This window comes from Micromonospora sp. D75 (assembly GCF_018070405.1).
GTDB classification, from domain to species: domain Bacteria; phylum Actinomycetota; class Actinomycetes; order Mycobacteriales; family Micromonosporaceae; genus Micromonospora; species Micromonospora chalcea.
On record NZ_JAGPXV010000144.1, the window covers coordinates 1 to 10,754 of the forward strand.

Below are 10,754 nucleotides of genomic sequence, written 5' to 3' on the forward strand. Positions count from 1 at the left end.
CAGCAGGCCAAGGCGGCCAAGGACGCGCGTGGGCAGATCAACCTGCTGACCACCGTGCTGCCGATCGTCCTCGGCGTCGTGGGTCTGCTCCTGCTCCTGCTCGTGTGCGCGGCAGGTGGCAGGTCAGAGGCGTCGCACCGCGTACCGGGTGCAGATCCAGTCCTCGGTGTACGGCAGGTCGGGCCGCTGCCCGACGATCTCCCCGCCGTTGGCGGCCACCAGCCGGGTCATGTCGGCGTCCGGCACCGCTGTCATCTTCATCGGCGCGGGGTAGTTGAGCAGCCGGCGCTGCGCCCAGCTGATCAGGCGGAACGGCGCGAGCTTCCAGATGACGCCCTTGGCCGTACGGGCCGGCTCGGTCGGCAGGCCCACGACGGCGACCCCGCCGGGGCGCAGGACGCGCAGGAACTCGGCGAGGTAGCTGTCGATCGCCGGGCGCGGCAGGTGCTGCAACACGAGCGCGCTGTAGACCAGGTCGAAGTGCCCGTCGGGGAACTGGCTCAGGTCCGGCGCGTCGTTGAGGACGAAGCGGATGTTCCCGGCGCTGCGGTCCAGGCGCCGGGCGGTCTCCAGCATCGACGGGGCGATGTCGACGGCGACGACCTCGCCGGCGTGCGGCGCGAGCGCCTGCGACAGCCGACCGGCTCCGCATCCGAAGTCCAGCGCGCGGTCCCATCGCGTGGGCAGGCCGAGCCGGCCCAGCCATCCGGTCGTCTCCTCGACGTCGGCGCGGCCGGTGGCCAGGAACTCCTCGACGTCCCACTGCCCGCCGCGCTTACCGGGCTGGACGAGGACGGCCCACAGCGGATCTTCGGCGCCCAGCTTGGTCCAGTCGCGCCGTACGTCGTCGAGATTCACGCCGAAACCCTAGGACATCCGGGGGTGCGGCTGGATCGACCCGGTCATCTGCCGGCTCGGATGTTCGGCCGACGACACTGCCCCGAACGGCCCATCGCGCTCGACGCACTGTACATTTGTTACTTGATTGTAATCCCTCGATGTGCCGTCACTGTGGGTTGATCGGGCGCTCGATGACGGTGTCTTTGCGCACTTTGACGCCCTTTTCCTGCTCCGGAGCGTCAACGCGTGGTGATGGCGAGCAAGCTTCGTGGCGCGCTCGTGTTACCGCCGGGTACACGAGGGGGTTGTGAGCTGCGCCGCATCGGGTGCACGATCAGGCTCGATCGTTACCCGTCGGTAACAGAGGGCGGGGTCCGGCGCGGGCCACCGGTACGACAACCGGCCGCCGCGCACATTCGCTCGAGGAGGAACCCGTGCAGAATCGGCTCGACAACCAGGGTCGTACCCGGTGGAAGCGGTTCGCCGCCATGATCGTGCCCACCACGGCAGCCGCCGGTGCCATCCTGTTCGGCATGTCGACCGGCGCCATCGCCTCCGACATCACCGTGTCCGGGCAGACCTTCAAGATCGGCGCGGACCGCCTGGAGGGCGAGGGCTTCAAGCAATACGGCGGCATCGTCCGCGAGAAGGGTGAGGACGGCAAGGCCGGCGCGACGCGCCCGGTCGCGATGGCCGAGATCAGCAGCGCCGACCTGTACAACCTCTGCCAGTCCGTCCGCGCCGACCTGCCCGGCCTGCCGGTGGTGCTCACCATCAACGCCGGCGAGGGCAAGGACCCGGCCCGCGCCAAGGACCTGGTGATCGCGATGGACTCGCTCGAAGGCAACGCGACCTTCACCAACATCCAGATCGGCCGCGACGCCAGCGACCTGAACCCGACGGCCCAGCGCGGCTCGTTCGGCCAGAACTCCGACCGGGTCACCATCCGCGACCTGAAGCAGGTGTCCCGCTACACCACGTCCTCGACGTTCAACCTGGTCGGGCTGCGGCTCAAGGTCAACGTGGGTGACGACGCCAAGGGCAAGGAGTGCTTCTGAGCTGAGCACGGCCCGCGGTGGCCGACCACCGCGGGCCCGCCCCACCGTCCCCGCCCCCGCTCCGCCAGGAGGAGTACGTGACAACCGTCGAACCGTCCCACGCCCGGCTCGGCACCGCTGCCAGCGGCGGAGCCGGCCGTTCTGGGGCGGCCTGTTCATCATCCTGGCCGGGGTGGAGATGCTCGCCTCCACCCGGCTGACCCTCAACGGCCTGAGCTTCAGCAGCGGCGCCACCGGCCTGCTCTCGTTGCTGATCCCGGCCATCCTCGGGACCTGCGGCGTGCTGCTCTGGCTCAGTCCGGCGCAGCGGCTGTTCTACTCGATCGTCGCGGCGGTCACGACCGTCTACTCGCTGATCGGGCTCAACCTCGGCGGCTTCTTCCTCGGCCTGCTGCTGGGCATCGTGGGCAGCGCGCTCGCCTTCGCCTGGGTGCCGGTCCGGCCGTCGGAGCCCGCCGCCGAAGAGCGCGACACCGAGGCGGACGACGAGCGCGACACCAGGGTGGACCAGCGGGACGCCGACCAGTCGGTCACCGGCCGGCCGGCCGCCCCGGAACCCGCTGACGAGCAGCCGGCCGGGGAACTGCCGACCGTCGAGGTGCCGGCCGGCGTACGGCCGGCCGTCGAGCAGCCGACTGCCGAGCGGCCGGGCGGGGAGCGGCCGGTCCCTCGGCAGTCGGTGAACGGGCAGGCGGCCGGATCCGACGGCGGCCCGCCCGAGTGGGCGGGCCGTTCGGCGGACCCGCGTGCCTTCGGCATCGTCCTGCTGGTGCTCGGCCTGGCCACCGCCGGCCTGGCCGTGCAGCCGCGCGCGGTACAGGCCGCACCGAGCAGGCCCGCCGCCAGCGCCTGCCCGACGAAGCCCGCCACGCCGTCGAAGGCACCCTCCGCGACGCCCACCCCGACGCCGAGCGCGAGCCCGACGCGGGAGGGCAACATCATCACCGACTTCTTCGAGGGGATCGGTGACCTGTTCAAGGGCGGCAGCAAGAAGAGCGAGACGCCCTCGCCCACACCGACCGCGAGCGGATCGGCGGCCCCGACGAGCAAGCCGACCACCCGTCCCGGCTCGACCGACTGCCCGACACCGGGCAAGCCGGGCAAGGAGGAACCGGCGAAGCCCGGCAAGGTGGAGCCCGGCAAGCCGCTGCCGCGTATCGCCGCCGACCCGGGCCTGCCGAAGGTGGCCAAGCAGCCGTCGAAGCTCACCGGCTCCAAGGTGACCATGACCGGGCTGCGGTTCGAGGGGATCACCGACCTGCGGACCGAGCAGGGCGCGCTCAAGGTGCTGAAGTTCAGCATGAAGGAAGCCGTGACCGACGACTTCCTGCTGGTCGCCGACGGCCCCAGCGGTCGCACCCAGCGGTACGCGACCGACCGTCTCACCGTCCGCGACGACGTCGCGTTCTACTGCACCCGGTTCGTCGGCAAGCTCGCCGGCATCAAGCTGACGCTGACGCCGGACCTGCCGTTCCCGGACGGCCTGCCGGTCACGCTGCCCATCCCGGTGACGTTCACCGACCCGGTCATCGACCTGGCGTACGTCACCAGCAACACGCTCACCGGCCGGCCGACGCTGAAGGTGACGCTCGGCGCCTGACCGGACGGGTGCCGGCGGTACGCGCCGCCGGCACCCGGAAGCCGGCTCAGAGCCGGGCCAGCGCCTTGCGCAGCGGGTCCAGCCCCAGCGAGCCCAGGTCGAGCGCCTGGCGGTGGAACTCCTTGAGGTCGAAGTCGGCGCCCTTGCGGGCCTTCGCGTCCTCCCGGGCCTGCAACCAGATCCGCTCGCCCACCTTGTACGACGGGGCCTGCCCGGGCCAGCCCAGGTAGCGGTTCAGCTCGAAACGCAGGTTCTCGTCCGGCACCCGGCAGTGCGCCCGCATGAACTCCCAGCCCAGCTCCGGCGTCCACCGCTCGCCCGGGTGGAAGCCGAACGGGTTGTCCTTCGGGATCTCCAGCTCCAGGTGCATGCCGATGTCGACGATGACCCGGGCCGCGCGCAGCGCCTGCCCGTCGAGCAAGCCGAGCCGGTCACCGGGGTCGCCGAGGTAGCCCAGCTCGTCCATCAGCCGCTCGGAGTAGAGCGCCCAGCCCTCGCCGTGCCCGGAGACCCAGCACAACAGCCGCTGCCAGCGGTTGAGCAGGTCGGCCCGGACGGCGGTCTGCGCGACCTGCAGGTGGTGACCCGGCACGCCCTCGTGGTAGACGGTGGTCACCTCCCGCCAGGTGGAGAAGTCGGTGATGCCCTGCGGCACCGCCCACCACATCCGTCCCGGCCGGGAGAAGTCCTCGCTCGGGCCGGTGTAGTAGATGGCGCCGTCGCTCGTCGGCGCGAGGCAGCACTCGATCCGGCGTACCTGCTCGGGGATGTCGAAGTGGGTGCCGTTCAGGTCGCTGACCGCCTGGTCGGCGAGCGCCTGCATCCAGTCCCGGAACGCCTCCTTGCCGCGTACCGTCCGCGCCGGGTCGGCGTCGAGCGCGCGTACCGCGTCGTCGATCGAGGCGCCGGGCCCGGCGATGCGCGCGGACACCGTCCGCATGTCGGCCTCCAGCCGGGCCAGCTCCGCGAAACCCCAGGCGTACGTCTCGTCCAGGTCGACCTTCGCGCCGAGGAAGTACTGCGAGGCCAGTTCGTAGCGCTCCCGCCCGGCGGCCTGCTTCTCCCGCCCGGCCGGCGCCAGCTCGTTGCGCAGAAACTGCCCGAACTCGGCGGTGGCGGCGGTGGCGGCGGCCGCGCCCTTGCGCAGCTCCGCGCCGAGCGCGCCGTCGGCGTCGAGCCGCTCGACCATGCCGTGGAAGAAGTTGTCGCCCTCCGGGTCGACCCAGACGTCGCACTGCTTGGCCACCTCGACGAGCTGCACCTGCGAGCTGACCCGTCCCGCGGCGGCGGCCTCGCGCAGCGTGCGCTTGTAGCCGTCGAGCGCCGACGCGAAGCGGTTGAGCCGGGCCGCCACGTTGGCCTTCGCCTCCTCGCCGTCGGTCGGCATGAGGTCGAAGACCATCCGGATCTCGTGCAGACCGCTGGAGATGACGTTGACCTCGCTGCCGGTCTCGCCGGCCTCGTACCGGGCCAGCTCCAGGCCGAGGCGCTCCTGCATGGCCTCCTTGGCGGTCCGCTCGGCCTCGGTCTCCGGCTCGGTCACGTCGAGTTCGCCGAGCGTGCGCCGGGCCAGGTCGGCGCGGGCCGCGTAGCCGTCGGGCGACAGGTCGTCGAGCTGGTCGTCGTAGCCGGCGATGCCGACGTAGGTGGCCCCGGTCGGGCTCAGCGGAGCCCACTCGGCCACGTACCGGTTGGCGAGGTCATCGATTCGTCCCACGAGGGGACCCTACGTGACCCCGCAGCCGAATTCCGCACGACATCGTCGTACCCGTGGGGCAGAGTGTCAGGGGTGACAGTCGATTTCACTCCTGACCGCGCGCCGCTGCGGAGCTGGCTGCCGGGGTTCGTCGCGCTTGCCGCCATCTGGGGTTCGAGTTTTCTGTTCATCAAGGTCGGCGTGGCCGAGCTGCACCCCGTGCACCTCACTCTCTACCGGGTGGCCACCGGCGCGGTCACGCTGCTGGTGGTGCTCGCCGTGCTGCGCGACCGGCTGCCCCGCGACCTTCGCGTCTGGGGGCACATGCTCGTGGTGGCCGCGTTCGGCGTCGCGGTGCCGTTCACGCTGTTCGGCTACGGCGAGCAGCGGGTCGAGTCGATGCTCGCCGGCATCTGGAACGCCACCACGCCGCTGATCGTGCTGCCGCTGGCGGTGCTGGTGTTCCGCACCGAGCGGCTGACCGTGCGGCGGGCGGTCGGGCTGGGGCTGGGCTTCGTCGGGGTGCTCGTGGTGCTCGGCGTCTGGGAGGGCGTCGGTGGCGCCCACTTCGTCGGCCAGCTCATGTGCTTCGGCGCGGCTGCCTGCTACGGGCTCGCCATTCCGTACCAGAAGAAGTTCGTCGCGGGCAGCGCGTACTCCGGGCTGTCGCTGTCGGCGGCCCAGCTGCTGGTGGCGACCGCGCAGCTCGCGCTGGTCGCGCCGTTCGTCGGGACGCCGCCGTCCCCGGCCGGGCTCTCGCCGCGCGTGATCGCGAGCGTGCTGGCGCTCGGCGCGCTCGGCACCGGGCTCGCCTTTGTCATCAACATGCGCAACATCCGGCTGGCCGGGGCGAGCACGGCGTCCACAGTGACGTACCTGGTTCCGGTGTTCGCGGTGCTCGTCGGCGCGGTCGTGCTGGGTGAGCGGATGACCTGGCACCAGCCGGTGGGCGCGCTCGTGGTGCTGGCCGGCGTGGCGGTCGCGCAGGGCCTGTTCGGGCGGCGCCGCACGCGCCCGGACGTGGTGGTGCCGGCCCGCACTGTCGAACCGGCCGCCCAGGGCTGACCCTCAGCTATGGCCGGCCGTCCACTTCACCAGGCGGTCGGCCGTCCAGGTGTTCACCACCCGGTTCGCCGGCACCCCGCACAGCGCGGCCCGCTCGCAGCCGAACCGCTGCCAGTCGAGCTGGCCGGGGGCGTGCGCGTCGGTGTCGATGGCGAACCGGCACCCGGCCTCCAGCGCGAGCCGGATCAGCCGCTTCGGCGGGTCCTGCCGTTCCGGCCGGGAGTTGATCTCGACGGCCACGTCGTGCTCGGCGCACGCCGCGAAGACGGCGTCCGCGTCGAACTCGCTCTCCTTGCGGGTACGCGCGCGGTGCCCTTTGTCGCCCGGCCCGGTCACGCCGGCAGGCCGGGAGGAGACCATCCGCCCGGTGCAGTGCCCGAGGATGTCCAGGTGCGGGTTGGCGATCGCGGTCAGCATCCGGCGGGTCATCTTCGCCCGGTCGTCGTTCAGCCCGCTGTGCACCGAGCCGACCACCACGTCCAGGCGGGCCAGCAGGTCCTCGTCCTGGTCCAGCGAGCCGTCGGCGAGGATGTCCACCTCGATGCCGGTGAGCAGGCGGAAGCCCTTCGGCAGCGCCTCGTTCACGGCAGCGACGTGGTCGAGCTGCTTGCGCAGCCGCTCCGCGGTCAGGCCCCGGGCCACCTTCAGCCGGGGCGAGTGGTCGGTGAGCACCAGGTACTCGTGGCCCAGCTCGACCGCCGCGAGCGCCATCTCCTCGATCGGCGAGCCGCCGTCGGACCAGTCCGAGTGGGTGTGGCAGTCGCCGCGCAGCGCGTCCCGCAGCTTCGCCGCCGCCTCGTCCAGGTCGGTGCCCTCGGTCGCCAGCAGCCGGCGCAGGTAGACCGGCTCCTCCGCGGCCAGCGACTCGGCCACGCAGCGGGCGGTGACGTCACCGACGCCGGACAGCTCGGTCAGCTTGCCGGCGCGGGCCCGTTCGGCCACCTCGGCGGCGGGCAGCGCGCCGAGCGTCTTCGCGGCCGACCGGAACGCCCGGACCCGGTAGGTGGCCTCGTTGGCCCGTTCCAGCAGGAACGCGATCCGGCGCAGGTCGGCGATGGGATCCCGGGCACTCATGCCCTGGAACCTACGCGCATCCGCCGCCCGCCGCGCGACCCCGCACCGTCAGCCGCCCGTGGTGGACCGGCCCGGCGACGCCGGGCAGCCGTGCTTGCGCTGCCAGGCGGTGACCTCGGCGACCGGCGAGCGGTTGCCGTCCTTGCGCCACGAGTTCAGGTAGGGCGCCGGCCAGACCACGCCCCGGCGGATCCACCAGTCGTCCTTTCCCGTGCACTTCGGGGAGAGTCCGAAGTGCAGGTGACAGACGTTGTTGGCGTTGCCGGTACGGCCCACCTTGCCGAGCTGCTGCCCGGCCCGGACCCGTACGCCCGGGTCGATGCCGGCCGCGACCGCGCTCAGGTGCGAGCCGTAGTAGCGCACCCCGTCGTCGCCGAGCAGCGAGACGGAGAGCCCGCCGTTGTTCGGGCCCTGCGGCCCGCGCTTGTCGAACCGGTCGACCCGGCTCACCTCCAGCACCACGCCGTCGGTGACCGCCACCACCGGCTCGCCGCAGTCGGCGAACACGTCGGTGCCCGGGTAGCCGCCGTGCGTCGGGTGGTAGTCGACGTTGCCGGCGCGGACGGGGAAGACCCGCTTCACGTCCGTGCGGGCCGGCGACGGCGGGGAGGCGGTCGGCGGTGCCGGGCTCGCCGAGTCGGCAGGCTGCGCGCCCGTCGCGATCGGGCTCGGTTCCTGCCACCTGTCGGCGCGCCCGGTGGAGGCGCCACACCCCCCGGCGGCGAGCGCCGCGACGAGCAGCAGGACCGGGTACGCCGGCCGCGTCCGGCGTCCGATCGATGGCGAGCGCATCCGGTCATCCTGACAGACCACTACCGTAGGGACGAACGCCGCGACCGCGTCACACCCGCCGGTCACGGTGCGTGACGCCGACGTGGATCGTTCGGGGAAGGGGGCGGCGGTGACGTACGGGTGGCAGGGCGGACCCGAGGGGACCGGTCCGGGGGCGTTCCCGCCTCCGCCGCGTACCCCCTCGGGACTCTTCCCGTCCAACGCGCCGATCCGGCCCAGCTACCGCGAGCCGTACCCGATCACCGGCTCCGGGGTCGCGGTCGGCGCGCTCGTCGCGTTCGCCTGGTTGCTGCTGTTCGGGCTGCTCGGCCGCAACATCGCGGGTTACGCCTGGTGGACTCTGCTGGCCGGCGCCCTGGCCTGGGCGGCGGCAGCGGTGCTGGTCCGCCACGGTGACCGGGGGGTCGCCACCGGGGTCGCGATCGTCACCGCCGGTGGTTGGAGCATCGCCGCCGCGCTGGTCGCGATGCGGTGGGCGCAGACCGGCGACTGGCCGCTCTGGTGACCATGGGTGCCGGTTTCGCTGCGTAGCGAAGGCCACCTTGACGTTCGCGCGGTGACGGTCCACCCTCGGCGGTATGGCCTGGACCACACCGCCGCGGCTCGACCCCGAGCGGAGCCGCCGTCGCCTGCAACTCCTTGCCGAGTTGGCCGGTGCCCGCGCGGTGCAGCAGCGCCAGCGACCACAGCGCGCGCGTACCGAGCGGCTGCGCCAACTCATCGCCACCCGTCGGCGCGTCGTCGGCTGACCGGCTTTCTCTTCAGAACGGCCGGCCCTTACGGGGCGTTGACCGGTCGCCCGCCGACCCGACCGGTTAACGTGCATCGCGTGACCTGTCGGCGTGCTGCCGAGGCCAATTTGGGGGGACCGTGTCGTACTTCGCTGCTGCCGTGGCGCGCGTCGACGGCGGCTGGACCGCGGGCGAGGTGAGCCTGCGGGGCGTCACCGACATCGAGGAGGTGGCGGACCGGCTGCGCGACGTCGAGCCGGACGCCGACCTGTCGCTGCTGTTCGTCGAGGCCGACGACACGTACCTGGTCGTCCTGCGCCTGGACGAGGGGGAGGACCTGCGGGTCTTCGGCTCCGACTCGGCGTTCGCGGAGGAGTCCCGCCTGGGCGCGCTGCTGGTCGGCGACCTGAAGACGTCGGTGACCGGGCTGGAGGAGGTCGACGAGCCGCGCGCCTCCAGCGGGGACGACGACAACGAGCAGCCCGCTGTGGACCCGGAGGCCGACCCGGTCGGCGACGCCGACCTGCTGGCCGACCTGGGCATCCCGGCGCAGAAGCTGCTCGCGCTCTGCGCACACGAGGGTTCCATGCCGGCCGACGTCACCGCCGAGATCTGCCAGGTGCTCGGCTGCGTGGACGAGGTCGAGGAGTTGCGTGAGGTCTGAGCCCGGGGAGTCCCGGACGCCCGGCGCCGCCGAACCCGCCGACGCGACCGATCCGGCGCTGGAGACCGTACGCCCGGGGCAGCCCACCCCCGGCCGGACCGCGCGCGTCGGTCCCGGCGCCAACGAGGCGCTCGCCGAACCGGGCGCGGTCGGCCGCCGGCAGCGGCACGAGCTGTGGATGCGCCGGGCCCTGGAGGTCGCGGTGACCGGCCCGGACGAGGCGACCCCCGACGCCGACGACGTGCCGGTCGGCGCGGTGCTCTACGGCCCCGACGGCGCCGAACTGGCGATCGGGCGCAACGAGCGGGAGCTGACCGGCGACCCGACCGCGCACGCCGAGGTGCTGGCGCTGCGCCGGGCCGCGCAGCGGCTGGGCCGCTGGCGGCTGGACGACTGCACGCTCGTCGTGACGCTGGACCGTGCACCATGTGCGCCGGGGCGATCGCGCTGGCCCGCGTCTCGACAGTGGTGTTCGGCGCGTGGGAACCCAAGACCGGCGCGGTCGGGTCGCTCTGGGACGTGCTGCGCGACCGCCGCGTCACGCACCGCCCCGAGGTGTACGGCGGCGTGCTGGAACGCGAGAGCGCCGCGCTGCTGCGCGCGTTCTTCCGCTGAGGTGTGCTCGGCTCAGGCGCTCGTCGGCGCCGGGCGCAGCAGCGTCGCGGCGACCCCCTGGGCGACCTCGGTCCACGCGGTCGGGCGCAACGTCGCCGGGTCGAGCCGGACGATCGACCGGGTGCCGGTGGCGTGCACGGTGGCGCCGTCGGTCGAGCGGAACTCGAAGGCGTACCGGGCGCTGCTGGTGCCGAAGTGCTCCAGCCAGAAGTGCACAGCCACAGTGCCGACGCCGGTGACCGGCGCGCGGTAGCTGATGGTGAACTCGCGGACCGCGTGGAACACGTCCGGCGCGGCGTGCACGTCGCCGCGGAAGGCGACGCCGCGCTCGGCCCAGTACGGCGTGAGCGCGCGTTCCAGCAGCACCGCGTAGCGGGCGTTGTGCAGCAGGCCCATGGCGTCGAGGTCGTCGAAGTGCACCGGCACGTGCGCGACGTGCCCGAACTCGGCGGCCTGCCGCTCGACTGTGGTGTGGCTCATGACTGGCCTTCCGGTAGCAGGGTCGGATCCGGGCAGAGCGCCCGCAGCCGGGTCAGCAGGCCCTGGCGGGCGTGCCGGTAGGTGGCGTCCGGGTCGAGCAGCCGGGACCGCATCACCGCGCTGGGGATCAGCGCGGTGA

Annotated in this window: 11 protein-coding genes and 1 pseudogene; 7 read left to right on the top strand and 5 right to left on the bottom strand. The window is 72.9% G+C overall.

Annotated features, from left to right (window positions below):
* Positions 1–123: 123 nt before the first annotated feature.
* Positions 124–858 carry a class I SAM-dependent methyltransferase gene (locus tag KBX39_RS11600; RefSeq protein ID WP_051611329.1) on the bottom strand — a complete coding sequence of 245 codons (735 nt, stop codon included), beginning with the start codon at positions 856–858 and terminating at the stop codon, positions 124–126.
* A 416-nt stretch (positions 859–1,274) separates the two neighbouring features.
* Between KBX39_RS11600 and KBX39_RS11605 the strand changes: the two genes are divergently transcribed.
* A complete protein-coding gene (locus KBX39_RS11605; RefSeq protein WP_043327818.1) occupies positions 1,275–1,898 on the top strand; it encodes a DUF6230 family protein in 624 nt (207 codons plus the stop codon).
* A gap of 178 nt (positions 1,899–2,076) precedes the next feature.
* A complete protein-coding gene (locus tag KBX39_RS11610) occupies positions 2,077–3,498 on the top strand; it encodes a DUF6114 domain-containing protein (protein ID WP_247660099.1) in 1,422 nt (473 codons plus the stop codon).
* A 46-nt stretch (positions 3,499–3,544) separates the two neighbouring features.
* Here the strand turns inward: KBX39_RS11610 and KBX39_RS11615 are convergent, their stop codons facing one another.
* Positions 3,545–5,215 (bottom strand): DUF885 domain-containing protein, encoded by a 1,671-nt coding sequence (locus KBX39_RS11615; protein ID WP_210870428.1) that lies wholly within the window; start codon positions 5,213–5,215, stop codon positions 3,545–3,547.
* A gap of 72 nt (positions 5,216–5,287) precedes the next feature.
* Here KBX39_RS11615 and KBX39_RS11620 point away from each other — a divergent pair, with 72 nt between their 5' ends.
* Positions 5,288–6,259 (top strand): DMT family transporter, encoded by a 972-nt coding sequence (locus KBX39_RS11620; protein ID WP_043327820.1) that lies wholly within the window; start codon positions 5,288–5,290, stop codon positions 6,257–6,259.
* 3 nt (positions 6,260–6,262) lie between these two features.
* Here the strand turns inward: KBX39_RS11620 and KBX39_RS11625 are convergent, their stop codons facing one another.
* Together KBX39_RS11625 and KBX39_RS11630 are read right to left on the bottom strand one after the other, a co-directional pair.
* Entirely contained in the window at positions 6,263–7,333 is a 1,071-nt protein-coding gene (locus tag KBX39_RS11625; RefSeq protein ID WP_210870430.1) for a PHP domain-containing protein, read from the bottom strand.
* A gap of 48 nt (positions 7,334–7,381) precedes the next feature.
* Entirely contained in the window at positions 7,382–8,125 is a 744-nt protein-coding gene (locus KBX39_RS11630) for a M23 family metallopeptidase (protein ID WP_113973612.1), read from the bottom strand.
* A gap of 208 nt (positions 8,126–8,333) precedes the next feature.
* Between KBX39_RS11630 and KBX39_RS11635 the strand changes: the two genes are divergently transcribed.
* The 4 genes and pseudogenes from KBX39_RS11635 (at position 8,334) to KBX39_RS11650 (ending at position 10,135) form a co-directional block, all read left to right on the top strand.
* The gene (locus KBX39_RS11635) at positions 8,334–8,630 is read left to right on the top strand and encodes a hypothetical protein (protein WP_043330848.1); all 297 of its coding nucleotides are present in this window, start codon (positions 8,334–8,336) and stop codon (positions 8,628–8,630) included.
* A gap of 73 nt (positions 8,631–8,703) precedes the next feature.
* Complete coding sequence (locus KBX39_RS11640) at positions 8,704–8,874, top strand: hypothetical protein (RefSeq protein ID WP_166457820.1); 171 nt, start codon at positions 8,704–8,706, stop codon at positions 8,872–8,874.
* Between the two features lie 121 nt (positions 8,875–8,995).
* Positions 8,996–9,520, top strand: a complete 525-nt coding sequence (locus tag KBX39_RS11645) for a tRNA adenosine deaminase-associated protein (protein WP_043327823.1) — start codon at positions 8,996–8,998, stop codon at positions 9,518–9,520.
* Between the two features lie 178 nt (positions 9,521–9,698).
* Positions 9,699–10,135 (top strand): annotated as a pseudogene (locus tag KBX39_RS11650) (nucleoside deaminase).
* A 12-nt stretch (positions 10,136–10,147) separates the two neighbouring features.
* On the opposite strand, the gene KBX39_RS11655 reads toward KBX39_RS11650, so the two are convergent.
* Positions 10,148–10,615, bottom strand: coding sequence for a thioesterase family protein (locus KBX39_RS11655; protein ID WP_043327825.1), 468 nt, complete (start codon positions 10,613–10,615; stop codon positions 10,148–10,150).
* Positions 10,616–10,754 lie beyond the last annotated feature (139 nt).